Source organism: Paracraurococcus lichenis (assembly GCF_030657435.1).
GTDB classification, from domain to species: Bacteria; Pseudomonadota; Alphaproteobacteria; order Acetobacterales; family Acetobacteraceae; genus Paracraurococcus; species Paracraurococcus lichenis.
The window spans coordinates 40,145-63,752 of record NZ_JAUTWS010000027.1 but is presented as its reverse complement, the minus strand read 5'-3'; the positions used below and the strand labels follow the sequence as shown (position 1 = coordinate 63,752).

At 71.9% G+C, this 23,608-nt stretch carries 23 protein-coding genes; 13 read left to right on the top strand and 10 right to left on the bottom strand.

Going from position 1 to position 23,608, the window contains the following annotated elements; translation table 11 throughout:
- Positions 1–13 precede the first annotated feature (13 nt).
- Positions 14–1,087, top strand: coding sequence for an alcohol dehydrogenase (locus Q7A36_RS23610; protein ID WP_305106215.1), 1,074 nt, complete (start codon positions 14–16; stop codon positions 1,085–1,087).
- Positions 1,088–1,169: 82 nt separating this feature from the next.
- Here Q7A36_RS23610 and Q7A36_RS23605 read toward each other — a convergent pair whose 3' ends face one another.
- The 5 genes from Q7A36_RS23605 to Q7A36_RS23585 all read right to left on the bottom strand — a co-directional run bounded on the left by Q7A36_RS23605 (position 1,170) and on the right by Q7A36_RS23585 (position 6,418).
- Entirely contained in the window at positions 1,170–1,805 is a 636-nt protein-coding gene (locus Q7A36_RS23605; RefSeq protein ID WP_305106214.1) for a nitroreductase family protein, read from the bottom strand.
- A gap of 198 nt (positions 1,806–2,003) precedes the next feature.
- Positions 2,004–2,819 carry a hypothetical protein gene (locus Q7A36_RS23600; protein ID WP_305106213.1) on the bottom strand — a complete coding sequence of 272 codons (816 nt, stop codon included), beginning with the start codon at positions 2,817–2,819 and terminating at the stop codon, positions 2,004–2,006.
- A gap of 511 nt (positions 2,820–3,330) precedes the next feature.
- Positions 3,331–3,597 carry a hypothetical protein gene (locus Q7A36_RS23595; protein WP_305106212.1) on the bottom strand — a complete coding sequence of 89 codons (267 nt, stop codon included), beginning with the start codon at positions 3,595–3,597 and terminating at the stop codon, positions 3,331–3,333.
- A 182-nt stretch (positions 3,598–3,779) separates the two neighbouring features.
- Complete coding sequence (locus Q7A36_RS23590; protein ID WP_305106211.1) at positions 3,780–4,964, bottom strand: FAD-binding protein; 1,185 nt, start codon at positions 4,962–4,964, stop codon at positions 3,780–3,782.
- Positions 4,961–6,418 (bottom strand): FAD-linked oxidase C-terminal domain-containing protein, encoded by a 1,458-nt coding sequence (locus Q7A36_RS23585; protein ID WP_305106210.1) that lies wholly within the window; start codon positions 6,416–6,418, stop codon positions 4,961–4,963. The genes Q7A36_RS23590 and Q7A36_RS23585 overlap by 4 nt, the downstream gene beginning before the upstream one ends.
- A 134-nt stretch (positions 6,419–6,552) precedes the next feature.
- Here Q7A36_RS23585 and Q7A36_RS23580 point away from each other — a divergent pair, with 134 nt between their 5' ends.
- Complete coding sequence (locus Q7A36_RS23580; protein WP_305106209.1) at positions 6,553–6,918, top strand: hypothetical protein; 366 nt, start codon at positions 6,553–6,555, stop codon at positions 6,916–6,918.
- Between the two features lie 160 nt (positions 6,919–7,078).
- Here Q7A36_RS23580 and ykgO read toward each other — a convergent pair whose 3' ends face one another.
- Both ykgO and Q7A36_RS23570 read right to left on the bottom strand, forming a co-directional pair.
- Positions 7,079–7,204 (bottom strand): type B 50S ribosomal protein L36, encoded by a 126-nt coding sequence (gene ykgO / locus Q7A36_RS23575; protein ID WP_043337704.1) that lies wholly within the window; start codon positions 7,202–7,204, stop codon positions 7,079–7,081.
- Between the two features lie 110 nt (positions 7,205–7,314).
- A complete protein-coding gene (locus Q7A36_RS23570; protein ID WP_305106208.1) occupies positions 7,315–8,244 on the bottom strand; it encodes a hydrogen peroxide-inducible genes activator in 930 nt (309 codons plus the stop codon).
- A gap of 358 nt (positions 8,245–8,602) precedes the next feature.
- Between Q7A36_RS23570 and Q7A36_RS23565 the strand changes: the two genes are divergently transcribed.
- From Q7A36_RS23565 to Q7A36_RS23545, 5 genes are all read left to right on the top strand, one after another.
- On the top strand, positions 8,603–9,178 hold the full coding sequence (locus tag Q7A36_RS23565; protein ID WP_305106207.1) for a peroxiredoxin: 576 nt from the start codon (positions 8,603–8,605) through the stop codon (positions 9,176–9,178).
- A gap of 193 nt (positions 9,179–9,371) precedes the next feature.
- Positions 9,372–9,902 (top strand): carboxymuconolactone decarboxylase family protein, encoded by a 531-nt coding sequence (locus tag Q7A36_RS23560; RefSeq protein WP_305106206.1) that lies wholly within the window; start codon positions 9,372–9,374, stop codon positions 9,900–9,902.
- Positions 9,903–9,984: 82 nt separating this feature from the next.
- A complete protein-coding gene (locus Q7A36_RS23555; protein WP_305106205.1) occupies positions 9,985–11,547 on the top strand; it encodes an EAL domain-containing protein in 1,563 nt (520 codons plus the stop codon).
- 52 nt (positions 11,548–11,599) lie between these two features.
- Positions 11,600–12,469, top strand: coding sequence for an amidohydrolase family protein (locus Q7A36_RS23550; protein ID WP_305106204.1), 870 nt, complete (start codon positions 11,600–11,602; stop codon positions 12,467–12,469).
- Between the two features lie 326 nt (positions 12,470–12,795).
- A complete protein-coding gene (locus Q7A36_RS23545; protein ID WP_305106203.1) occupies positions 12,796–13,356 on the top strand; it encodes an OmpA family protein in 561 nt (186 codons plus the stop codon).
- Between the two features lie 103 nt (positions 13,357–13,459).
- On the opposite strand, the gene Q7A36_RS23540 is transcribed toward Q7A36_RS23545, so the two are convergent.
- Positions 13,460–14,410 (bottom strand): MBL fold metallo-hydrolase, encoded by a 951-nt coding sequence (locus Q7A36_RS23540; protein WP_305106202.1) that lies wholly within the window; start codon positions 14,408–14,410, stop codon positions 13,460–13,462.
- Between the two features lie 54 nt (positions 14,411–14,464).
- Positions 14,465–15,442 carry a 2-hydroxyacid dehydrogenase gene (locus Q7A36_RS23535; protein WP_305106201.1) on the bottom strand — a complete coding sequence of 326 codons (978 nt, stop codon included), beginning with the start codon at positions 15,440–15,442 and terminating at the stop codon, positions 14,465–14,467.
- A gap of 193 nt (positions 15,443–15,635) precedes the next feature.
- Here Q7A36_RS23535 and Q7A36_RS23530 point away from each other — a divergent pair, with 193 nt between their 5' ends.
- The 6 genes from Q7A36_RS23530 (at position 15,636) to Q7A36_RS23505 (ending at position 22,664) form a co-directional block, all read left to right on the top strand.
- Positions 15,636–16,427, top strand: coding sequence for an SDR family oxidoreductase (locus tag Q7A36_RS23530; protein ID WP_305106200.1), 792 nt, complete (start codon positions 15,636–15,638; stop codon positions 16,425–16,427).
- A gap of 111 nt (positions 16,428–16,538) precedes the next feature.
- Complete coding sequence (locus Q7A36_RS23525) at positions 16,539–17,804, top strand: hydantoinase/carbamoylase family amidase (RefSeq protein ID WP_305106199.1); 1,266 nt, start codon at positions 16,539–16,541, stop codon at positions 17,802–17,804.
- A 99-nt stretch (positions 17,805–17,903) separates the two neighbouring features.
- Positions 17,904–19,988, top strand: a complete 2,085-nt coding sequence (locus Q7A36_RS23520) for a hydantoinase/oxoprolinase family protein (RefSeq protein WP_305106198.1) — start codon at positions 17,904–17,906, stop codon at positions 19,986–19,988.
- On the top strand, positions 19,985–20,431 hold the full coding sequence (locus tag Q7A36_RS23515) for a DUF3574 domain-containing protein (protein WP_305106197.1): 447 nt from the start codon (positions 19,985–19,987) through the stop codon (positions 20,429–20,431). Before Q7A36_RS23520 ends, Q7A36_RS23515 begins: the two co-directional genes overlap by 4 nt.
- A 20-nt stretch (positions 20,432–20,451) precedes the next feature.
- Positions 20,452–22,125, top strand: coding sequence for a hydantoinase B/oxoprolinase family protein (locus Q7A36_RS23510; RefSeq protein ID WP_305106196.1), 1,674 nt, complete (start codon positions 20,452–20,454; stop codon positions 22,123–22,125).
- A gap of 224 nt (positions 22,126–22,349) precedes the next feature.
- Positions 22,350–22,664 (top strand): protease inhibitor I42 family protein, encoded by a 315-nt coding sequence (locus Q7A36_RS23505; RefSeq protein ID WP_305106195.1) that lies wholly within the window; start codon positions 22,350–22,352, stop codon positions 22,662–22,664.
- Between the two features lie 92 nt (positions 22,665–22,756).
- Here the strand turns inward: Q7A36_RS23505 and Q7A36_RS23500 are convergent, their stop codons facing one another.
- Positions 22,757–23,557: a C1 family peptidase gene (locus Q7A36_RS23500; protein WP_305106194.1), complete on the bottom strand. Its 801-nt coding sequence runs from the start codon at positions 23,555–23,557 to the stop codon at positions 22,757–22,759.
- Between the last annotated feature and the right edge of the window lie 51 nt (positions 23,558–23,608).

Sequence of the window (23,608 nt, the reverse complement as noted above, 5' to 3'; positions counted from 1 at the left end):
TGGAGGAAATGCCATGCGCGCCTGGGCCGTCGTCGAGACCGGAAAGCCGCTGCAGGAGATCGAGATGCCGACGCCCGAGCCGAAGGGCGCCGAGGTGCTGCTCGAGGTCACCCATGCCGGCGTCTGCCATTCCGACCTGCATATCTGGGAGGGCGAGTACGACCTCGGCTCCCGCGGCAAGATGCGGCTGACCGACCGCGGCGTGGTGCTGCCGCTGGCCATGGGCCACGAGATCGTCGGCCGCGTCGTCAAGCTGGGCCCTGACGCGCAGAACCAGGGCACCAAGGTCGGCGACCTCCGCGTGGTCTACCCCTGGGTCGGCTGCGGCAAATGCGCGATCTGCCAGAAGGACGAGGAGAACATGTGCCTGACGCCGCGCTCGCTCGGCGTCTACCAGAACGGCGGCTATGCGACGCATGTGCTGGCGACGCATGTGAAGCACCTCGTCGACATCGAGGGCGTGGATCCGGCGCTGGCCGCGACCTATGCCTGCTCCGGCATCACGGTCTATTCGGCGATCAACAAGGTCATGCCGCTGGAGCCGAACGAGCCGGTGGTGCTGGTCGGCGCGGGCGGCCTCGGCCTGCAGGCGGTCGCCATCCTGAAGGCGCTGGGCCATCAGGCGATCTGCGCGGTGGACGTGGACGCGAAGAAGCTGGAGGCGGCGAAGGCGCAGGGCGCCTCCGCGACCGTGCTGGCGACCAGGGACGGCGCGGCGACCACCAAGGGCATCGTCGAGGCCTGCGGCGGCCCGGTCGCGGCGGTGATCGACCTGGTGAACGGCACCCAGACCAGCAGCTTCGCCTTCGATGCGCTGCGCAAGGGCGGCAAGCTGGTGCAGGTCGGGCTCTTCGGCGGCGAGATGAACATCCCGCTGCCGCTGATGCCGATCCGCGCGCTCACCATCCAGGGCAGCTATGTCGGCAACGTCAAGGAGCTGCGGGCGCTGATCGACATCGCCAAGCAGGGCAAGATCCCGGCGATCCCGGTCGAGACGCAGCCGCAGAAGGCCGCGGATGCGGTGCTGAACCGGCTGAAGAACGGCCAGATCACCGGCCGCGTGGTGCTGGTCGGCGCGGCGGCCTGATCCGCCGCGGGCCGGGGCGCCCTGCCCCGGCCCGGCCCCGGGTCTTCAGCCCCGGCTCCTAGGCCCTCGTCAGGCGTCGCAGTCAGGCGCCCCGCGCGGCGTCCCAGGGCTTCCCCCAGTCGTCGAGATAGACGATCTCCTCGAGCGGCCCGCGGCCGACCGGGCCGAACTTCCCCATCGGCCAGCCGATCGGCAGGATGGCGTAGCTGTGCACCCCGGGCGGCAGGCCGAGCGCTGCTTCCGACTCCGCTTCGAAGATCAGGTGCCGCGTCGTCAGCGTGGACCCGAGGCCAAGCGCGCGGCAGGCCAGCAGCATGTTCTGCACCGCCGGGTAGATCGAGGCAGCCGACCAGCGCGTCGGCTTGTCGCCGATCAGGCAGGCGACGATCCAGACCGGCGCCTCGTGGAAATGCTCGGTCAGGTATTCCACGGCGAGGTGCTGGCGGTGGTACTTCTCCGCCGTGGTGCCGGGCGGCGGCGCGCTGCCGGCATAGCGCGGCCCGATCACCTCGTCATAGGCGCGCTTGTACCAGCGCTGCACCGCCTGCTTCCTCGCCGGGTCCTTCAGCACCAGGAAGCGCCAGGTCTGGGTATTGCCGCCATTGGCGGCGGCGACGCCGGCGCGCAGCACCTTCAGGATCAGGTCGTCCGGCACCGGGTCCGGCTTCAGCCGGCGCATGGCGCGGGTGCCGTGCAGGATTTCGAAGACGTCGGGCATGGCGGCGGTCCTCCCTCGGCCGGCAGAGTTCCATGCCGGCCGCGCCGCGCCCAGCCCTCCTCAGGCCGGCCGCGCGTCCGTGCCCCGCTTGCCTGCGGCAGGGGCCGCCCCCGCCCGGGGGCCGCGCAGCGGGCCTGCGCCCGGCGCGCCGAGACCGCCGCGATGCCGACCGGCGGGGACGGGTCCCGCCCGCCGCGCTCACTCCGCCGCCAGCGTCTCCGGCGGCACGACCACCCCGTGGTTCGGCCGCGGCAGCAGCGCCAGCCGGGCATCCAGCCGGCCCTGCACCATGTCGCGGAACAGGCCGCGGTTGAGTGGCCCCGTCTCCGGCACCCGCTCCATGAAATGCCGGAACACCGACCGGTAATGCGCGGCCTGCCGGACGAAGCGCTCGTCCACCTCGAACTTCGCCATCTCCTCCGGCGTCGCCGGCAGCAGCCGCAGGATGGCGAGGCCGAGCTCCGGCCCGCTCGGCAGCAGCAGCTCGGCCGCGGGCTTGCCCTCCGGCCCCTCCGGCAGGCGCCAGCCGAAGACCAGGCGCCACATGGCGGCCATGATGGCGGCAAGCTCCCGCCCCGTCATGTCCCACTCCGCCACCAGCCGCGCGAGGCGGGTCTCCGTCATCAGCGCCTGCAGCGTCTCCGCCTGGCGCTTGCCGACCGAGATCTCGCCCATCAGCAGCCTGGCCTGTTCCTGCAGCAGCGCGGTGTGCTCGCGCGTCTCCTCGACCAGCGCGCGCAACTCGATCTGCCGGCTGTCCGCCAGCACGGATTGCTGCAGCAGGGCATTGCGCAGGGTTGCGAGTTCGGCGCGCTGCGTCAGCCAGGACATGGCGAGCAGCATGGCGCAGGAGGGCAGAACAATGCCGGCCGAGAGGCTGGCCCAGCCGCCGGGGCCGAGGGCCATCAGCGCTTCCGGCCCCATGGAGCCGAGCAGCATCGCGGCGGCCGCGACCGGCACGATGATGGCGAGAAGGAGCAGGCCGAAACCGATGGCGCGTGCGAGCATGCGCAAGGCGGGCAGCCCTCCGTGGCGAGATTTAATCACGATGCGAGAAGATCGCACCCAATTTACCATAGGCTGCGCGCGTTTCCAGCGCCGGATTGTCGTCTCACGCGCGGTACAAGGCCGTGTTGCTGCCGGGACGCACCGGTTCCGGCGAAGCTCCGGCATCCCCGGTGCGGCCGCGCGGCGGGACGCCGCGTCGCGGGCCAAGGACGCATCCGCGGCGGATGGGCCCGTCACCATGCCGCGCCCGCCGCGGCCGGAGGATTGCAGCGCGGCCTTTCCGGAAGGTGTCCCGGCGACCGCAGGCCGAGGTGCCGCCGCATCCCATGCCGGCCTTCCCGCCACCCGCTGAGCAGGCTTTCGTCGCATGGCGCACAGATGGGGTGGGCGAGGCATTTCGCGAGGGGGCCGGCCCAGGATCTTGCAGGGACTCGGCGCCGGCAGCGCCGAGTCCGCCTGGGCGTGCCGGACCATTTCGGGCTTGCACCGCACCGGGTCCAGCTTTATAAGAATATCATCACAGGGTGTCGTCCTCCGGCCGGGTAGCCTCCGCCGCCCGCCGGCGCCGCCGCTCGACGATGCGCAGCGCCTCCACCAGCACCTGCTGCGTGACGCCCTCCGGGCCGAACATCTCGGCCGCCGTCGTGACCGAGTCCGCGAGGATCGGGCGCAGCATCAGCCCGCCATCCTCCGGTCTCGCCTCCACCCGGCGGGTATGGGCGAAGGCGCGCCGGAAGGGTTTGGGGATGGTGACCTGCCACTGCGGCGAGACGCGGATGATCATGCCTGCCTCCTCCGGCCGGGATGGCCAGGAGGAGATATAAGACTAAATTCCTAAAAAATAAAGCGCAAACGGCGGAGGCCGGCCTCGCCGGCCGGGTTGCGGGCGAAACGGCCGGATCGGACTCAGCGGAATTTTGGGATCTTCCGGCTGCCTTTGGCGGAATTGAGGGCGGTTTAACGCCGCTACAGCCCAGCCCGCATCCGCGCCGGGTTCAGGATTCCTTTCGGGTCCAGCACCGCCTTCACCCGCCGCCCGATGGCGGCAAGCGGCGGCGGCTCCTCCGGCAGCACCGCGACCGCGGCGCGCAGGGGCTCGGGCGCGCGGAACAGGGTGAAGCTGCCGCCCGACGCCGTCGCGGCGGCGACCACGGCGGCATGCGCCTCCGGCGTCGCCGGCCCGGCCAGCCAGACGAGGCCGCCGCCCCAGTCGAGCAGCGCCTTGGACAGGCCCGCCGCGGCGACGACCTCCGGCCCCGCCGTCGGCTTCACCGAGACGCGCCAGACCGCCTCCTCTGGCGCGGCGGCGAGTGGCCCGGCCTCGCGCAGGTCGGCCCAGAGCACGCGGCTCTCGGCGTCGTCGATCACCGAGACCTCGCCGAGCGCGGCGAGATCCTCGCGCAGCCGGCCCGCGCGGTAGGCGACCGACTCGGCGAACTCCTCGAGGCGCAGCAGCGCGACCGGGCCGCGCAGATCGCCCGCACCTTCGGGCAGCAGCGCGGCGCCGGAGACGCCGAAGGGGCTGCCGAGCCCGGCCGAGAGCACGCGCACGCCGGTGGCGAGGTCGGCGACCCGCACCGCGACGCTGCCGGAGGAGGCCGGCGCCGGCAGCACCTTCAGCGTCACCTCGGTGATGACGCCGAGCGTGCCATGGGCGCCGGTCAGCAACTTGCAGAGGTCGAGGCCGGTGACGTTCTTCAGCACCCGGCCGCCGCTGCGGAAGACCTCGCCGGTGCCGCCGACGGCGCGGATGCCCATGACGTGGTCGCGCATCGCCCCGCCCATGATCCGGCGCGGCCCCGAGAGGTTGGTGGCGACGAGGCCGCCGATGGTCGGCGGCCGCCCGGCCCCGAAGAGCGCGGAGAGGCTCGGCGGCTCGGCGATCAGGTGCTGGCCCTTCTCGGCCAGCGCCGCCTCGATCTCCGGCAGCGGCGTGCCGGCGAGCGCCGAGATGATCAGCTCCTGCGGCCGGTAGAGCGTGATGCCGGAGAGGCCGCGGGTGGACAGCGTGCGCGCCGCCTGCACCGGGCGCAGCAGCGCGCGCTTCGTGCCGTTGCCCTCGATGGCGAGCGGCTCGCCGGCGGCATGCGCCGCGGCGATGGCGTCGGCGAGGTCCTGCTCGCTCCCCGGCGCCAGCATCTCGCCGCTCATGCCGCGCGCTGCAGGGCCGGGTTGTCCTCGAGCGGGAAGACCTTGGCGGGGTTCAGCAGCCAGGCCGGGTCGAAGGCGCCCTTGATGGCGCGCTGCAGCCGCAGCTCGGCCTCCGTGAACTGCACGGTCATCAGGTCGCGCTTCTCGACGCCGACGCCGTGCTCGCCGGTCAGGCACCCGCCGACCTCGACGCAGAGCTTCAGGATATCGGCGCCGAAGGCCTCCGCCTTGTGGAAGCTCTCGGGGTTGTTGGCGTCGAACATGATCAGCGGGTGCAGGTTGCCGTCGCCGGCATGGAAGACATTGGCGACCTGCAGCCCGTATTCGGTGCTCATTTCACCGATCCGGCGCAGCACGAAGGGCAGCTCGCTGGTCGGGATGGTGCCGTCCATGCAGAGGTAATCGGGGCTGATGCGGCCGACCGCGCCGAAGGCTCCCTTGCGGCCCTTCCAGATCGCCATGGATTCCTCGGCGGTCTGCGCCACCTTCAGGCTGATCGGGTCGAAGCGGGAGCAGATTTCTTTAAGTTTGCCGAGCAGCAGGTCCTGCTCCTCCACACTGCCTTCCACTTCGATGATCAGCATGGCTTCCGCATCCAGCGGATAGCCGGCATGGGCGAAGGCCTCGCAGGCATGGATGCAGGGCCGGTCCATGAACTCGAGCGCGACGGGGATGATGCCCGAGGCGATGATGGCGTCCACCGCCTGGCCCGCGATCTCCGTGCCCTTGAAGGCGGCGAGCATCGCCCGCTGCCCCTCGGCGGCGCGGAGGATGCGCACCGTCACCTCGGTGATGATGGCAAGCTGCCCCTCGCTGCCCGTCAGCAGCCCCATCCAATCATAGCCGGCATGGTCGAGGTGCTGGCCGCCGACCTCGAGGACCTCGCCCTCGATGGTGACGAGACGGAGGCCGAGCAGGTTGTTCGCGGTGACGCCGTATTTCAGGCAATGCGCGCCGCCCGAGTTCATGTTGACGTTGCCGCCGATCATGCAGGCGAGCTGGCTGGACGGGTCGGGCGCGTAGAAGAAGCCGTCGCCCGCGACGTAATTGGTGATGCCGAGATTGGTGACGCCGGCCTCCACCACCGCGAGGCGGTTCTCGTAGTCGACCTCCAGGATGCGGTTCATGCGCATCAGGCCGATGACGACGGCATCCGCCAGCGGCAGCGCGCCGCCGGAGAGGCTGGTGCCGGCGCCGCGCGGGATGACGCGGATGCCGTTCGCGTGGCAGTAGCGGAGGACGCCGGCGACCTCCTCGGTCGTCGTCGGCAGCACGACCGCGAGCGGCGGCTGGCGATAGGCCGAGAGGCCGTCGGTCTCGTAGGGCTTGAGCTCATGCGCCGTGCTGATGACGCCCTCGCCCAGCGGCCCGCCGCGGACGATGCGGCGGAGCGCGGCGACGATCTCCTCGCGCCGGGCGATCACCTCCGGCTTCGGGTCGGGCAGCCTGATCACCGGCGTTTCTCCTCACGGCGTCTCGACATGCCGCGGAAGATGGCGCCGGGCCCGGCCGGCGGCAAGCCGCGCGCTTGCCCTGCCGCGGCGGCGCGGGCAGTTTCCCGCCGCCAATCGAGTTTTCGGAGATGCGCTTGTTCCGCTTCCGCCCCGCGCTGCCCGTCGCCGCGCTGTTGCTCGGCCTGACCGCCGCCCTGCCCGCCGCCGCGCAGATCCGGGAGGGGCTGTACCAGGTGGAGGGCACCAATCCCGACGGCAGCACCTATGAGGGCGGCTTCGTGCTGCAGCCCGGCCCGGCCGCCGCCTGGCTGGCGAGCTGGCGGGTCGGCGGCGAGCAGATCAACGGCCTCGGGCTGATCCAGAGCGGCGTGCTCGCCGTCTCCTTCGTGGTCAACAACCGGCCGGGCGTCGCGGTCTTCGAGGTCGAGCCGGACGGCAAGCTGCGCGGAAGCTGGACGACGGGCGGCGGCATGGGCACGGAACTGCTGACGCCGCGCTGATCGGCCGCCGCCACGCCACGCGCCCCTTGCGGCCCGGCCCGCATGGGGCGGCCTGCCGCCGCCCTGCCGCGGCGGACACGCGAAAACCCGCCGCGGCGAGGCCGGCGGCGGGTTGCGCAAACCCGGTACGGCCCGGCGCCGAGGCGCCGGACGCGGTGGCTCAGCCCTGGCGGGCCTTCAGCCGGGGGTTCTTCTTGTTGAGGACATAGAGGCGGCCGCGGCGGCGCACCACCACGCAGTTCTTGTCGCGCGTCTTCGCGGTCTTGAGGCTGTTGCGGATCTTCATCGTCGTGGACCTGAGAGAGGCGGCGCGTGTACGGAAACGGCGTTGCCGTGTCAACCGCGACGGCATGCCGCCCGGCGCGGGACGCCGTCGCGCACCAGCGCGCCGGCCTGTCACTCGCCCCGCACCGCCGCGGCGATGGCCGGCGCGAGGTCGCGGAACTCCGCCGCCCGCGGGCTGCGCGCCCGCCAGGCCAGCGCCAGGGTGCGGCCGGGCGGCGCCTCGGTGCTGTCGGCACGCTCGAGCGGCCGGACCGCGACCGAGGTCCCGGCCATGACGCCCCCATCCACCGCGAGGCGCGGCACCAGCGTCACGCCGAGGCCGCTGGCGACCATCTGCACCAGGGTATGCAGCGAGGTGGCGGCGAAGCCCTCCTCGGCCGGCACCGTGCCCTGCGGCAGGCCGCAGGCATCCATCGCATGCGCGCGCAGGCAATGGCCGTCCTCGAGCAGCAGCAGCCGCTCGGCCGCCAGCGCGCCGACCGGCACGCGGTCCCGCGCCACGAGGCGATGCCCGGCGGGCAGCGCCGCCAGGAAGGGATCGGGCGCGATCGGCAAGGTCTCGGCCTCGCCGCAGGCGCAGGGCAGCGCCAGCAGCAGCAGGTCGAGCCGCCCGGATTCGAGCTGCGCGACCAGCCGTTCCGTCTGGTCCTCCCGCAGCCAGAGGCGGAGGCGCGGGAAGGCCTCGCGGAGCGCCGGCATCAGGCGCGGCAGCAGGAAGGGCCCGATGGTCGGGATGACGCCGAGGCGGAGCGGGCCGGAGAGCGGGTCGCGCGCCGAGGCGACCGTCTCCGCCACCGCCTCCAGCGCCGCGAGCGCCTGCCGGGCGCGCTCGACCACCTCCAGACCCAGCGGGGTGAAGACCGGGCGCTTGGAGATCCCGCGCTCGAGCAGCGCGGCGTCGAGCTGGCGCTCGAGCGCGATGATCCCGGCCGAGAGGGTGGACTGGGTCACCGCGCAGGCGCTCGCCGCGCGGCCGAAATGGCCATGATCGGCGAGAGACAGGAGGTAGCGGAGCTGCTGTGGGCTCGGGAGCGAAATCATCGAACCATGCGATGGAAACCGGTCGGGACCCCTAGCACTCCCCGCTCCGGTCCGACAGGGCGGTCCGCGCCGGACCGGCTGCGAGTCGCGGCCGACCGGGGACCGTCGCCTCGACCTCCGCTCCGAACAGGTTGCCGTCGGCGGTCCCGGACCGGCTGTGCGTCCGGGTGGACCGGGTGCCGCCGCGGCCCTTGCCGAGCCCATGGCGGCCGGGCGGCATGATCGGTTTTCTCGATGGCCCATCCCAAAACTATTCATTGGCGCGGAGCGGGAGCGGCGCCCATACATGATGCAGCGCAGCATGGTTGCCCCCACGCCACCATGTCCCGCGCTTTGCTCAACCAGAAGGAAGCAGCGCATGCTGACCGTTGGCGACAAGTTCCCCGCCTTCAAGCTGGCCGCCGTCAAGGCCGGCCCGGAGGGCCTCGGCGGCCCCGGCAAGTCCTTCACCGAGATCTCCGACACCTCCGATGCCGGCAAGTGGAAGATCGTCTTCTTCTGGCCGAAGGACTTCACCTTCATCTGCCCGACCGAGATCGCGGCCTTCGGCAAGCTGGCCGGCGAGTTCGCCGACCGCGACGCGGTGGTCTACGGCGTGTCCACGGACAGCGAGTTCGTGCACCTGAACTGGCGCGTCTACAACGAGGACATCAAGAACCTCGAGATTCCGATGCTCGCCGACATCAAGCGCGAGCTGTCCGAGGCACTGGGCATCCTCGACAAGGAGGCCGGCGTCGCGCTGCGCGCCACCTTCATCGTCGATCCCGACGGCACCATCCAGTGGGCCTCCTGCAACGGCCTGAATGTCGGCCGCAACCCGCAGGAAGTGCTGCGCGTGCTCGACGCGCTGCAGACCGACGAGCTCTGCCCCTGCAACTGGACCAAGGGCCAGGAGGCGCTCGACGCCCAGAAGCTGTTCGAGAAGGCGGCCTGAGTTTGGTTCGGCCGCACGGGTAGCCGCCACACCAACCCTACCCGTGCGGCCGAAAAGGGGGGCAATCAGCCCCCCTTAGACCCCCCGCTCTCCCGCGCCTGCGGCGCCGGAGAGGGTGCGCCGAGCGGATGGGGGGCTGCGCCCGCATCCGCTCCGCCCACCCCGACAACCCGATCTCCTGGAGGAGCCCGCCATGTCGCTGGAAGCCCTGCGCAATGCCCTGCCCGACTATGCCAAGGACCAGAAGCTCAACCTCGGCAGCCTCTCGACCGAGCCGGTGCTGAACGAGCAGCAGCGCGCCGGCACCTTCGTCGCCTCCGCCCTCGCCTCCCGCAATGCGACCGTGATCCGGCACATCGTCGAGGAATTCGGCCCGAAGCTCTCGCCCGAGGCGCTGACGGCGGCCAAGGCCGCGGCCAGCATCATGGGCATGAACAACATCTACTACCGCTTCACCCACCTGGTGCATGGCGACTATGCCCAGATGCCGGCGAAGCTGCGCATGAACGTCATGGCCAAGCCCGGCGTGGACAAGGCGGATTTCGAGCTCTGGTCGCTCGCCGTCTCGGCCATCAACGGCTGCGGCATGTGCATGGAGAGCCACGAGAAGGTGGTGCTCCAGCACGGCATGACGAAGGAGATGGTGCAGGCCGCGGTGCGCATCGCCTCCGTGGTGCATGCGGTGGCCGCCACGCTCGACGGCGAGGCCGCGCTCGCCGCCTGAGGACGCCGGCGCCGCCCCTGCGTTCACCCGTCCTTCACCCCTGCCCTGGCATGCTCCGACGGGACAGCCGGGCAGCAGGTGGATGGACGGGCAGGGTCAGCCGAGGCGGGTGACGGATCGCGAGCGGTTCCTCACCTTCGCCCTCGCCGCGGCCGAGATCCTGGTGGAGGCGACGCCGGACGGCCGCATCGTCTTCGCCGCCGGCGCCCTCGGCAGCCGGCTCGGCAGCGGGCCCGAAAGCTGGGTGGGGCGGCCGGTGCGCGACCTGATCGCCCGCCCGGACCGGCCGGGCTTCGACATGGCCTTCGGCCGACTGCTGGCACGGGACCGCCTGCCGCCGATCGGCATCCGCCTCGCCAACCGCGCCCGCACGCCGATGTCCTGCGCCGGCCTCCGCCTGGTCGGGCAGGACGCCGCCGGCCTCTGCCTCACCTTCGCCGCCCTGCCCGGCCCGCCGGCCGAAGCGCCGGCCGCCTCCGGTCCGGCCGCCCTGCGCGACGCCGCCGAACTCGCGGCGCGCGACGGCACGGCCGCCGGCACCCTCGGCCTGATCGAGCTGCGCCAGGGCGACGCGCTCCTCGCCCCGAGCCCCGAGATGGACCGGCGGATCCGCGATTCGATCGCCGATGCCCTCTCGCCGGAGGGGGTGGCGGCGGAGCTCTCGGCCGGGCGCTACGGGGTGATCTCACCTCTCGCCGGCGATGTCGCGGCGCTCGGCGCCTCCATCGCCGCCGCGGCGGGCGACTCCGCCACGGTCGCCACCCGCAGCCTCAGCCTCGAGGCGGAGGGGCTGACGCCCCTGCAGCGCTCCCGCGCGCTCCGCCACGCCCTCGCCTGCTTCGCGCGGGAGGGGCCGGAGGCGCTGGACCGCGACGGCTTCGCCGATGGCCTCTCGGGCTTCGTGGCGGAGGCCTATGCCCGCGCCGCCTGGCTCCGCCAGGCGATCGCCGACCGGCGCTTCCGGCTGGCCTTCCAGCCCATCGTCGCCCTCGCCGACCGTGCGCCGCATCACTGGGAGGCGCTGCTGCGCCCGGAGACGGACGCGGCCGCGCCGGTCCATGGCGTGCAGGAATTCGTCACCTTCGCCGAGACGGCCGGCATGTCGGAGGAACTGGACTGGGCGGTGCTCTCCACCGTCTGCGCCGCCGCGCGGCGGGCCCGCAGCACGCGGATCGCCGCCAACCTCTCCGGCCTGACGCTGCAGAGCCCGGCCTTCCGCGAGCGGCTGCTGACCCTGCTGGATGCCGAGCCGCTGCTGCCGCACCGCCTGCTCTTCGAGATCACCGAGACCGCCGAGATCGAGGACGAGGCCGAGGCGGTCCGCACGGTGGAGGCGCTGCGGGCGCGCGGCCTGCCGCTCTGCATCGACGATTTCGGCGCAGGCGCCGCGGCCTTCCGCTATCTCCGCGCCTTCCGGGTGGATTACGTGAAGATCGACGGCCTCTATGTCGCGGCGGCGGCGCACAGCCTGCAGGATCGCGGCATCGTCGCCTCCATGGTCGAACTGGCGCGCGCGGTCGGCGCCCGGGTCGTCGCCGAGCGCATCGAGACGGAGGAGGAGGCGGCGCTGATGCGCTCGCTCGGGGTGGAATACGGCCAGGGCTGGCTCTTCGGCCGGCCGGGGCCGCTGCCCGGCAGCGGTTGACCGGCGGGCGCGGGCCGCCTTCCCTCCCCCCGACAGGACTGGGAGGACGGCCATGAGCGACCGCACCTGCAAGGCGCCCGACCCCGACACACGGACGCCACGGTATCGGCTGCCGCCGGGTGCCTGCGACGCGCATTGCCATGTCTTCGGCCCGGGCGACCGCTACCCCTATGCGCCGGACCGCGCCTATACCCCGCCCGATGCGCCGGTCGAGGAACTGCGCCGCGTCCACCGCATCCTCGGCGTGGAGCGCGCCGTCATCGTGCAGGCGAGCTGCCACGGCACCGACAACACGGCAATGCTGGACGCCATCGCGGCCGCGGGCGGCGCTTACCGGGGCGTCGCCATCCTTGACGGCGGCGTGACGGATGCCGAGCTGGCGCGGCTGCAGGCCGGCGGCATCCGCGGCGTTCGCTTCAACTTCGTCCGCCATCTCGGCGGCGCGCCCGACCTCGAGGTGTTCGACGCGGTGCTGGGGCGGATCGAGCGGCTCGGCTGGCATGTGGTGCTGCATCTCGATGCCGAGGACATCCTGGAGCATGCGCCGCGCATCGGCCGACTGCGGGTGCCCTTCGTCATCGACCATATGGGCCGGGTGAAGGCGCGGGGCGGGCTGGAGCAGGCGCCCTTCCGGCAATTGCTGGCGCTGCTGGAGAATCCGCTCGCCTGGGTGAAGGTCTGCGGCGCGGAGCGCGTCTCCTCCGCCGGCGCACCCTTCACCGATGCCGTGCCCTTCGCCGCGGCGCTGATCGAGGCGGCGCCCGAGCGGGTGCTCTGGGGCACGGACTGGCCGCATCCGAACATCGCCGGCGACATGCCGAATGACGGCGACCTCGTGGACCTCTTCGCGCGGTTCACCGCCGATGCGGGGGTGCGGCGGCAGGTGCTGGTGGAGAACCCGACGCGGCTCTACTGGACCTAAGCAGACTTTCGCGGGTTGGGCCACACTTCGTGCGGCCCAACCCTTTGAAGCGAAAGCCTGCTTAGGGTTTTGTTGCAGCGCAAACCCCGAAGGGTTTGCTGAGCCGGCGGCCCCGCATCCGTCCTTCCGGCCATGCCGCGCAGAGGTCCCGACGCGCCCATCCCAGGCGGCGCCGCGGCCGCACAGTGGCGCCGAATTTCGATACCGATTCTCCAGCACGCCCGGACGCCACCGACTACCATCCTTGTGCAACGAGCGGCGCCGCTGGCCGCACGGATCCCGTGCGGCGGCCCGACTACAGCGTCCTGGAGGAGGAAACACGCATCATGGCCAGCATCATCTCGCGCTCCACCGTCATCGCCGGCGCCCTGCTGTCGCCGCTGCTGATCGCGGGCTGCGTGTCGCAGAAGGACTACGACGCGCTGCAGGCGGAAAACCAGCAATTGCGGCAGCAGGTCGCGTCGCAGTCGGCGCAGTTGAATGCCTCCCGCCAGCAGGTGAGCCGCCTGCAGAACGCCATCGAGTACACCGTCAACAGCGACCTGCTGTTCCGGCCCGGAAGCTGGGAAATGAACGAGCGCGGCAAGCACATCATCGCCGACCTCGCCTCGAAGCTGGCGCCGACGCAGCAGAACAAGGTGACCGTCAACGGCTATACCGACAATGCCCCCATCGGACCGACGCTGCGCCGGGAGGGCATCACCTCGAACCAGGAGCTCTCGCAGCGGCGCGCCGACGCCGTCATGAAGTTCCTGGTCTCGCAGGGCGTGCGGCCCGACATGATCTCCGCGCAGGGCCATGGCGAGGCCAACCCGGTCGCCTCCAACGACACGCCGAAGGGACGGGCGCAGAACCGGCGCGTCGTCCTCTCCGCCGCCAATGCCTGATGCCGATGGCCGGTGATGGTACGCCATCGCCGGCGCGTCGATCCCCGCCGCCCGGCCGTGCATGGGGCGGCCGCGGCTCGGGCGGGACGGGGCGTGCCCGCGATCAGGCCCATTCCGCCGCGACGTAGCGGTAGCCCTCCCCCTCCCGGGCGATGTGCCCCGTTGCCGGGAAGGGGAAATGGTAGCCGATGACGCGGATGCGGTCGGTCGCCACCTCGTTCAGCACGCGCCGGCGCGTCGCCTCGGCGGCCGCGGCGTCGAACTCGAAGATCGAGTGCAACTCAGGGCGGCGGACGAAGAGTTCCGGCCGATGGGTGGTATCGGCGAGGATCATCGCCTGCTCGCCGCCATCGGCGACGCGGAAGATGCAGTGGCCGGGGGTATGGCCGAAGGCGGCCAGTGCCTGGATGCCCGGCGAGACCTCGGCGCCCGGGGTGAAGCGGCGCAGCCGCGACCGGTAGGGCGCGAAGCGGCGGGCGACATTGGCGAAGTTCACCCGCTGGCCCTCCGGGCTGCGGGTCTCGTTGCCGGGGTCGCTCCACCAGGCCCATTCCGGCTCGGCGACCGCGACCTCGGCATTGGGGAAGACAGCAGCGCCGTCCCGCGTGGTCAGGCCGTGGATGTGGTCCTGGTGGCAATGGGTGACGATGACGAGGCCGACGCGGGCCGGGTCGAGGCCGGCGGCGGCCATGTTCCGCGGCAGCAGGCCGGCGGTCGGCGCCATCTGGCCGCCGGTGCCCGCATCGAAGGCGATCAGCAGCCGACCGGTATCGACGAAGGTGACGGTATAGGGGCCGTCATAGGTGGCGGTGGGCAGGACGCTCCCGGCCAGCACCGCCTGCACCTCCGGCAGCGGGGCGTTGCGGACCAGGCCCTCCGTGCCGCGGCGGGAGAAGCCGTCGAAGACGGTGGTGACGGTGAAGCCGCCGACCCGGAAGCGGTAGCAGCCCGGCGCCTGCGGCAGCGGGGCGGCCGGGTCCTCGGCGGCCGCCCGCCCCGCGAGGGCAGGGGCGGCGAGCGCGGCGGCGAGCGTCGCGCGGCGGGTCGTCTGCATGGGGGACATCCTCCCGAGGTACTCCTGCCCGGGAGGATGCGCCGGCCGGCCCGCCTAGGCCACCCGGTGCGGCGGCGTCGTGCCCTTGAGCAGCACGGCGTCGAGGTTCTCGAGCGCCCGGTGGCCCATGGCGTCGCGCGTCTCGATGGTGGCCGAGCCGAGATGCGGCAGCAGCGCCACGTTCTCCAGCGCGAAGTAGCCGGGATTGACCTTCGGCTCGCCGTCATAGACGTCGAGGCCGGCGGCGCGGACCTGGCCGGATTTCAGCGCGGCGATGAGCGCCTCGTCATGCACCGAGACGCCGCGGCCGCTGTTCACCACGACGACGCCCTTCTTCATCTTGGCGATGCGGGCGGCGTTCAGCCAGTGGCGGTTGGCCTCGCCGCCCGGCATGTGCATGGACAGGATGTCGATGGTGGAGAGGAAGCCGTCCTCGTTGTCGTGGTAGATGGCGCCCTGCTCGACCTCGGGCGGCAGCTTCTGGATGTCGCGGTAGTGGATCTCCATGCGGAAGCCGCGGGCCATGTTCGCCAGTTCCCGGCCGATCCGACCGAAGCCGAGGATGCCGAGCTTCTTGCCCTCGAGCGTCACGCCGAGGAGCTGGGTGGGCGCCCAGCCCTTCCACCGGCCGGCGCGGACCATGCGCTCGCCCTCGCCGGCGCGACGGGCGGCCATGAGCATAAGGGTGAAGGCGGTCTCGGCGGTGGCGAAGGAGAGGACCTCCGGCGTGTTCACCACGACGATGTTGCGCGCCTTGGCGGCGGCGATGTCGATGTGGTCGAAGCCGACGGAGAAGGTGGCGATGACCTTCACGCTGTCCGGCAAGGCCTGGATGCAGGCGGCATCGAGCTTGTCGCCGGCGGCGCCGAGGATGCCGTCGGCCTTGGCCTCCTTGGCGCGCCGGGCGATCTCGGCGCCGTCGGTGGACCAGGGCTCGTCCTGCGGGTTGAGCCGGGCGTCGTAGTCGCGCGCGGCGCGTGCCTCGATCGCCTCGGGCAGCTTGCGGGTGACGAGCAGGATGGGCTTGGCCATGGACGCCTCCGTTGGGGTGGCGTGCTTTACCAGCGGAGTCCCGGCTTGCCAGCCCGTCGGGTCGAAGACTCGGAGAAATAGAGGGGATCGGACGCTAAGGGCGTTCGATGGGGGATACTTCCCCCTGCCCTCCTTGCCTTGACGGAGAGCCGGAGGCACCGTCCCCGCCCTGATTCGGAGGGGAGACGGTCGCATGGATCTCGGGTTGAAGGGCCGCCGGGCCCTGGTGATGGGCGGGACGAAGGGCCTCGGCCGGTCGATCGCCGATGCCCTGGCGGCCGAGGGTGCCGCTGTCGTGATCAGCGGCCGTGACCAGGCTCGCCTGGACCAGGCGGCGGCGGAGTTGAAGGCGAAGGGCGCCGCGAGCGCCGCCGGCGTGGTCGCCGATGTGGCGCGCGGCGAGGACATGGACCGCTTGGCGGATGCCGCCCTCGCGGCGCTCGGCGGCGTCGATATCCTGGTGCTGAACCATGGCGGCCCGCCGCCCTGCACGGCCAGCCAGATCACCGATGCGGCGCTGGCCGAGTGGTTCCAGCACATCGTCGCCTCGCCGATCCGGATCGCCAACCGGCTGATCCCGCCGATGCGGGAGCGGAAATGGGGCCGGGTGATCGTGGTGGGCAGCACCGGCATGCAGCATCCGATCCCGACGCTGGCGTTGTCGAACACGCTGCGCGCCTCGATCTGGGGCTGGCTGAAGACCTATTCGGGCGAGGTGGCGAAGGACGGGGTGACGATGAACGTCCTCGCCCCCGGCACCATCCAGACCGACCGGGTGACCCAGACCACCACGGCGCGGGCGAAGCAGAAGGGCGTCTCCTTCGAGGACGCGCTGGCCGAGGCGGCGGCGGAGATCCCGGCGGGGCGGCTCGGCACGCCGGACGACTACGGCCCGATGGGTGCATTCCTCGCCAGCGAGAAGGGCGCCTACATCACGGGCAGCATGATCCGCGTGGATGGCGGCCGCGTGCGCGGGATGGTGTGAGGCATCCACCCGGCGCGACCTTGCGCCGGGGCAATGGCGGGCGGCACGGGATTCGCTAGCCTGCCCCCATGACTGGACGGGGCCGCGGCGCGGCCCCGCAAGGAGCGTAGGATGCTGCCCAATCTGACCCCCGATGTCGCGCTGGCCGAGCGCCTCTTCGCCGAGCTGCGCGAGAGGAGCTTCGACGGCACCGGCATCACGCGGGAGGCCTTCGGCCCCGGCGAGCGCATGGCGCATGCGCTGGTGGCGGAGGCGGGCGAGGCGCTGGGCCTGGAGAAGCGGGTGGACCCGGTCGGCAACCTCTACCTGACGCTGCCGGGCGCCGACCGCGCGGCGAAGCGGGTGATCTTCGGCAGCCATCTCGACAGCGTGCGGTCGGGCGGGAATTACGACGGCGCGGCCGGCGTGCTGGCGGGCCTTGCGGCCGTCGCGGGCATGAAGCAGGCGGGCTATGTGCCGGCGCGGGACGTGACCGTCATGGCGATCCGCGCCGAGGAAGCCGGCGCCTGGTTCCCGACCAGCTATCCCGGCAGCCGCGGCGCGCTTGGCAGCATGAAGCCGGCGGAACTTGAGGTGAGGCGGCTGGATACCGGCCGGACGCTGGCCGAGCACATGCGGGACGAAGGTTTCGACCCCGGCTTCATCGAGCGCGGCGAGAGGGCGATCGGCGCGGACGGTGTCGCCGCCTTCCTCGAGGTGCATATCGAGCAGGGCCCGGTGCTGGATGCCGAGGAGATCCCGATCGGCATCGTCACCGGCATTCCCGGCAGCCGGCGATTGCGCGCGGGCAAGGTGGTGGGGGAATGGAACCACTCCGGCGCCACACCCCGAAAGTACCGGCGCGATGCGGCGATCGCGCTGGCCGACCTGGCCGTGGCGCTGGACGAGGCCTGGTGCCGGCTGGAGGCGCGCGGCCACCGCATGGTCTGCACCTTCTGCGTGCTGGCGACCGCGCCGGAGGCGGGCTTCACCAAGATCGCCGGCGAGGCGCAATTCCAGTTGGACGTGCGCAGCGTCAACCTGCATTCCTGCGACGCGCTGTTCGAGGTGCTCTACGACAAGGTCGCCGAGATCGAGGCGCGGCGGGGCGTCAAGTTCGACCTGGGCCCGGAGGCGGGCAGCCGCGCCAGCCCGATGGACGACGGCGTGCAGGCGAGCCTCAGGCGCGCGGCGGAGGCGCTTGACGTGAAGTACCTCTCCATGGCTTCGGGCGGCGGGCATGACGCGGCGGCCTTCGCGCAGGCGGGCGTGCCGGCGGGCATGATCTTCGTGCGCAACCAGAACGGCAGCCACAATCCGCACGAGGCCATGCGGATGGAGGATTTCGCGAAGGCCTGCGCGGTCGCGCAGCGCTTCGCCGCCGAGCACGCCGGCTGACGCCGGCATCTTGAGGCCGCGCGGCATCCGCGCTTCCATCGCAGCAAGGATGCCGGCGCGACAGAGGCGCCGGCACGACAACCCGGCCGGGGACCTGGCATGACCGCACGCCTTGCTGTCGATATCGGCGGCACCTTCACCGACCTTGCCGTCGAGCGCGGCACCGAACGCTGGACCGCCAAGGTGCTGACCACGCCGGCGGCGCCCGAGCAGGGCGTGCTGGAAGGCGTGCGACTCGTGCTCGCCAAGGCGGGTCTCTCGCCCGCCGACATCGTGCTGGTCATCCACGGCACCACGCTGGCGACGAATGCCGTCATCGAGCGCAAGGGCGCGCGCACCGCGCTGCTGACGACGGAGGGCTTCCGCGACGTCCTCGCCCTCGGCAACGAGAGCCGCTACGACCAGTACGACCTGAACATCGAGTTGCCGCAGCCCCTGGTGCCGCGGCGCTGGCGCCTGCCGGTGACGGAGCGGCTGGACAATACCGGCAAGGTGCTGCTGCCGCTGGACGAGACAGCGGTGGAACGCCACGTCGCCTTCATGCGGGCGGAGGGCATCGAGGCGGTCGCCATCGGCTTCCTGCATGCCTTCGTGAACCCCTCGCACGAGAAGCAGGCCGCGGCGATCGTGAGGCGCCTCTGGCCGGAGGTGCCGGTCTCCCTCTCCTCCGAGGTCTCGCCGGAGATGCGGGAGTGGGAGCGCTTCAGCACGACAGTCGCCAATGCCTATGTGCAGCCGAGGATGGCCAGCTACCTCGCGCGGCTCGAGGTCGGACTGCGCGAGGCGGGGTTGGCCTGCCCGGTCTTCATGATGCTCTCGGGCGGCGGCCTGACGACGCTGGAGACGGCGGCGCGCTTCCCGATCCGCCTGGTCGAGAGCGGCCCGGCCGGCGGCGCCATCTTCTCGGCGCATGTGGCGCGCGAGCGCGGCCTGGCGAAGGTGTTGTCCTTCGACATGGGCGGCACCACGGCCAAGGTCTGCCTGATCGACGACTTCCAGCCGCAGGCCAGCCGGACCTTCGAGGTCGCGCGCGTCGGCCGCTTCAAGAAGGGCTCCGGCCTGCCGCTGCGCATCCCGGTCATCGAGATGGTGGAGATCGGCGCCGGCGGCGGCTCCATCGCCGCGGTGGACAGCATGGGCCGCATCACCGTCGGGCCGGAGAGCGCGGGCGCCGATCCGGGCCCGGCCTGCTATGGCCGCGGCGGGTCGAAGCCGGCGGTGACGGATGCCAACCTCGCGCTCGGCCGCTACGACCCGGAGGCCTTCGCGGGCGGCAGCCTGCGGCTCTATCCGGAGAGCGCGCGGGACGCGCTGGCGGCCGAGGTCGGTGGGCGGCTCGGCCTCTCCGCCGAGATGGCGGCGCTCGGCGTGGTCGAGATGGTGGACGAGAACATGTCCAATGCCGCCCGCGTCCATGCCATCGAGAGCGGCAAGGGCTTCGAGGGCCGCGCGATCATCGCCTTCGGCGGCGGCGGGCCGGTGCATGGCACGCGCGTTGCGGAGAAGATCGGCGTGAAGCGCCTGCTGGTGCCGTCCGGCGCGGGCGTCGGCTCCGCCATCGGCTTCCTGCGCGCGCCGGTCGCCTATGAGGTCGTGCGCAGCCTCTATCAGCGCTTCGCCAGTTTCGACGTGGCGGCGGTGAATGCGCTGCTGGCCGGCATGGCGGCGGAGGCCGCAGCGGTGGTCGCGGAGGGCGCCTTCGGGGCGGAGACCAAGGAGAGCCGCATCGCCTATATGCGCTATGTCGGCCAGGGGCATGAGATCGCCGTGCCGCTCCCGCCGCGCGACATGGATGCGGAGGATGTGCAGACCATCCGCGCCCTCTACGACCAGGAATACACCCGCTTCTACGACCGGCCGGTGCCGGGCAGCGATGTGGAGATCCTGAGCTTCGCGGTCACGGTGGCGACGATCGTCGAGCCGGTGGAGCCCGCGGCCGAGGCGCAGGAGGCCCCTGCCCCGGCGCCGATCCGGACCCAGGCGGTGCGCGACACGGTGACGGGCGAGGTGCGGGACTGGCCGGTCTATGACCGCGCTGCCATGGCGCCCGGCGCCAGACTCGCCGGCCCCTGCATCGTGGCGGAGGCGGAGACGAGCACGCTGGTCGGGCCAGGCTGGACCTGCCGGATGGACGGTCTCGGCTACCTGGACCTCGAGAACATCGGGGCGGGCGGGCGCGCATGAGCTTGGCGCGCGGCGCCGGGCTGGCCGTCCTGCTGCTCGCGGGCGGCTGCGCCACCCAGGCCGCGCCGACGCAGGCCGCGAACCCGCCTGCATCCTGCCCGGCCGGGATGGCGGAGCGCAGCACGCTGACGGCCTTCTTCGGCCGCAATGGCAGCCGCAACGGGCGGGAGTTCCTGCGTGTCCCGGCAGAAGCCTGGGAGAGGTTCCGCCGCGCCGAGCTCACGCCCCGCTTTCCCGCGGGCTCCACCATCCTCGACGCGGTCGGCACCTGGCAGGGCCAGACCCTGGCAGAGCCGACCAAGGTCGTGCTCCTCGTCGTTCCCTCCGAGACACAGGACGCGGCGCTGCAGTCCCTGCAGGCCGCCATCGACATCTACCGGCGCGACTTCCAGCAGCAGAGCGTCGGCATCCTCGTCACCCAGGCCTGCGCCGCAGGCTTCTGAACCGAAGGCAGGACCGGGCCATGGCAGACTCCAAGGGCGCCCTCGCCACCATCCAGCGCCAGATCCAGTGGAACCGCCTGATCGCGGTGGTCGAGGAACAGGCGCAGACCATGATCCGCACCGCCTTCAGCACCACGGTGCGGGAGGCGGGCGACCTCTCCGCCGGCATCTTCGACCTCAAGGGCCGCATGCTGGCGCAGGCCGTCACCGGCACGCCGGGCCACGTCAACTCCATGATGGAGAGCGTCGGGCATTTCCTGGCGAAATTCCCGGCCGAGGGAATGCAGCCCGGCGACCACTACATCACCAACGACCCCTGGCTCGGCACCGGCCACCTGCACGATCTGACGGTCGTCACGCCCGCTTTCCGCAAGGGGAAGATCGTCGGCCTCTTCGCCAACACCGCGCATATCATCGATATCGGCGGCCTCGGCATGGGGCCGGAGGGGCGGAGCGTCTTCGAGGAAGGCCTCTACATCCCCATCGTGAAGTGCTTCGACCGCGGCACGCCGAACGAGACCTTCTTCGACTTCCTCCGCGCCGGTTCGAGGACGCCGGTGGAGCTCGAGGGCGATGTCTATTCCCTCTGCGCCTGCAACGACGCCGGCGCCAGGCGGCTGGTCGAGATGCTCGACGAGTTCGACATGGACAGCATCGACCCGCTGGCCGAGTTCATCTTCGAGAGCTCGCTGCACGCGACGCTCGAGGAGATCCGGAAGCTCCCCCGGGGCACCTACCGCGCGCAGATCAGGTCGGACGGCTACGAGGCGCCGGTGACGCTGAACGCCGCCATGAGCATCGAGGGCGAGCGGATCGTGGTGGACTTCGCCGGCACCTCCGGCCTCTCCACCCGCGGCATCAACGTGCCCCCGGCCTATTGCCGCGCCTATGCCTGCTTCGGGATCAAATGCGTGGTGGCGCCGGAGATCCCGAACAACTGGGCGAGCCTCAGCCCCTTCCGGATGGAGATCCCGGAGGGCTGCATCCTGAACGCGCCGCGGCCCTACCCCGTCTCCGTCCGCCATGTCGTCGGCCAGTTGCTGCCCGACCTGATGATGGGCTGCCTGCACCAGGCGGTGCCGGGGCGCGTCAATGCGGAGGGCTCCTCGGCGCTGTGGAACCCGCCGCTGCGCGGCGGCTCCCAGGTCTCGGGCCAGGCGGCGGAGACCGAGGATTTCGAGATCATCACCTTCAACTCCGGCGGCACCGGCGCCCGGCCAGGCAAGGACGGCCTCGACGGCATCGCCTTCCCCTCCGGCGTGCGCACCATGCCGGTGGAGGCGACGGAGAACGTCGCGCCGGTGATCTTCTGGAAGAAGGAGCTGCGCTCTGACTCGGCGGGCGCCGGCCGCACCCGCGGCGGCTTCGGCCAGGTGATGGAGATCGGCGCCAAGGGCGATGCCGAGTTCGCGGTGAACGCCATCTTCGACCGCGTCGCCAACCCGCCGAAGGGGCGCGAGGGCGGCGGCGAGGGCGCGTCCGGCTGGGTCGGGCTGAACGACGACAACGGCACGCCGCTGCGCACCAAGGGCTTCCAGGTGATCCCGAAGGGGCGACGGCTGCTGCTCAGGCTGCCCGGCGGCGGCGGCATGGGCGACCCGAAGCGGCGCGACCCGGAGCTGGTCAGGCGCGACGTGGCGGATGGGCTGATCACGAAGCAGGCGGCGCGCGAGCTCTACGGGGTCGAGGTCTGACCGCCGCGGGCGGGAGAGCGGAAACGCCCGGAGGCGGGACGCTGCCCTGACCAGCAGCAGCCCGGAGCATTCCCACGCTACACGGCCGGCGCGAGAATGCCCTACCCTGCCCGGAGGAGGTCTGTCGGATGCAGCGCGCCCGCGCCGGCCTTGGTGTCGTGCTGGCCTGCGCCCTTGCCGCCGGCGGATGGCCCAGCCGCGCGGGGGCGCAGCCGGAGGGTCCGATGACGAGCCTCGATGAGCGGGCGAATGGCGACACGGTCACCATCACGCCGGGCGCCAGGCTGGTGCTGGCCCTGCCGGAGAACCCGACCACCGGCTATCGCTGGCGGCTCCTCGCGGCGGGAGCGCCGGTGCTGCAGTTGCTGGACCAGGGCTTCACGCCGGGCCCGCCGCGGCCGGGCGCCGGCGGCACGCATCACTGGGCCTGGCAAGCGGCGCAGCCCGGCGAAGCCGCGCTGCGCCTCGACCATGCCCGTAGCTGGGGCGAGGAGCCGCCGGTGCGGCAATTCACCCTCACCGTCCGGGTCGGCGGCTGAGGCGTCCGGTCGGCAGAGGGCTCTGCCCGACGCCGTGAACCGGCCGCCGGGAGCAAGGCGGCCCGGGTGGGCCGCCTCCCGCGGTGGGCCGCTCAGGCCCCCGGTGCCGAGATCATCCGGATGGTCCAGAAATCGTCCGACAGGTTGCCATCGGTCAGGTAGGCATAGGGCATGGTGAAATAGCCATCCATGCCCCAGCCGGGGCCCCAGGAGTTCCGCACGAGGAAGCGGCTGGACGCGTCGTCATAGCCCACCGCCAGCACCGCATGCCCGCCGAGCACCTTCTCGCCGGTCGAGGGCATCGGCACCACGCCGGTCTTCGCCACCTCGTGGCTCTCGAAGCTCTCATAGACGGTGAAGCCGAAGACGAAGGGGAAGCCGGAGGCGAGGCACCCCTTCATCTGCGTCAGCGACCGCACCAGGCGGGAATAGCTGGTCGCCCGGGTCTTCAGCGCGTCGGTGTAGCAGCCCTCCGACGGCTTCTCGGTGAAGCGGGAGATGTTGTAGGTCCACTCGGTCTCCGGGCAGACGCCCTGGCGGTTCACGCTCTTGATGCCGTCGCGGATATAGGCGCCGCTGTCCTCGCCCACGGTGCCCTCGATCACCCGCTCGTTGTAGTAGATGAAGAGGCGCGAGGGGATGAAGTCGGGGGTGAGCTGCTGCTTCATGCGGTCGAACTGCACGGCGGCGGCGATCGCATTGGCGGTGCAGCTTCCGAGCTGGCCCTGGTCGTAGACCTCCTTCGGGCAGTGCGGCCGCAGGTCCACCTTCGACGGCAGGGTGCCGAGCGCGTGCAGCGGCGCGCTGTAGAAGTGGTCGCGGATATCCGGCAGGTCGGGGCGCCAGCCATATCCCTTGATCCTGCGGGGGGCGGGAGCCTGGTTCGCAGCCATGGGCAGTCTCCTGGTGGGTCGGTCCCGGCATGGGGATCGGCCGTGGGGTTG

Bases quoted from the DNA above. Each gene is read 5' to 3' on its own strand.
- Q7A36_RS23595 (WP_305106212.1), bottom strand. From the start codon at position 3,597: ATGATCATCCGCGTCTCGCCGCAGTGGCAGGTCACCATCCCCAAACCC.
- Q7A36_RS23565 (WP_305106207.1), top strand. From the start codon at position 8,603: ATGCTGACCGTTGGCGACAAGTTCCCCGCCTTCAAGCTGGCCGCCGTC.
- ykgO (WP_043337704.1), bottom strand. From the start codon at position 7,204: ATGAAGATCCGCAACAGCCTCAAGACCGCGAAGACGCGCGACAAGAAC.
- Q7A36_RS23550 (WP_305106204.1), top strand. From the start codon at position 11,600: ATGAGCGACCGCACCTGCAAGGCGCCCGACCCCGACACACGGACGCCA.
- Q7A36_RS23560 (WP_305106206.1), top strand. From the start codon at position 9,372: ATGTCGCTGGAAGCCCTGCGCAATGCCCTGCCCGACTATGCCAAGGAC.
- Q7A36_RS23540 (WP_305106202.1), bottom strand. From the start codon at position 14,410: ATGCAGACGACCCGCCGCGCGACGCTCGCCGCCGCGCTCGCCGCCCCT.
- Q7A36_RS23535 (WP_305106201.1), bottom strand. From the start codon at position 15,442: ATGGCCAAGCCCATCCTGCTCGTCACCCGCAAGCTGCCCGAGGCGATC.
- Q7A36_RS23590 (WP_305106211.1), bottom strand. From the start codon at position 4,964: ATGAGCGGCGAGATGCTGGCGCCGGGGAGCGAGCAGGACCTCGCCGAC.
- Q7A36_RS23500 (WP_305106194.1), bottom strand. From the start codon at position 23,557: ATGGCTGCGAACCAGGCTCCCGCCCCCCGCAGGATCAAGGGATATGGC.
- Q7A36_RS23515 (WP_305106197.1), top strand. From the start codon at position 19,985: ATGAGCTTGGCGCGCGGCGCCGGGCTGGCCGTCCTGCTGCTCGCGGGC.
- Q7A36_RS23525 (WP_305106199.1), top strand. From the start codon at position 16,539: ATGCTGCCCAATCTGACCCCCGATGTCGCGCTGGCCGAGCGCCTCTTC.
- Q7A36_RS23530 (WP_305106200.1), top strand. From the start codon at position 15,636: ATGGATCTCGGGTTGAAGGGCCGCCGGGCCCTGGTGATGGGCGGGACG.
- Q7A36_RS23610 (WP_305106215.1), top strand. From the start codon at position 14: ATGCGCGCCTGGGCCGTCGTCGAGACCGGAAAGCCGCTGCAGGAGATC.
- Q7A36_RS23510 (WP_305106196.1), top strand. From the start codon at position 20,452: ATGGCAGACTCCAAGGGCGCCCTCGCCACCATCCAGCGCCAGATCCAG.
- Q7A36_RS23520 (WP_305106198.1), top strand. From the start codon at position 17,904: ATGACCGCACGCCTTGCTGTCGATATCGGCGGCACCTTCACCGACCTT.
- Q7A36_RS23505 (WP_305106195.1), top strand. From the start codon at position 22,350: ATGACGAGCCTCGATGAGCGGGCGAATGGCGACACGGTCACCATCACG.
- Q7A36_RS23555 (WP_305106205.1), top strand. From the start codon at position 9,985: ATGGACGGGCAGGGTCAGCCGAGGCGGGTGACGGATCGCGAGCGGTTC.
- Q7A36_RS23605 (WP_305106214.1), bottom strand. From the start codon at position 1,805: ATGCCCGACGTCTTCGAAATCCTGCACGGCACCCGCGCCATGCGCCGG.
- Q7A36_RS23570 (WP_305106208.1), bottom strand. From the start codon at position 8,244: ATGATTTCGCTCCCGAGCCCACAGCAGCTCCGCTACCTCCTGTCTCTC.
- Q7A36_RS23545 (WP_305106203.1), top strand. From the start codon at position 12,796: ATGGCCAGCATCATCTCGCGCTCCACCGTCATCGCCGGCGCCCTGCTG.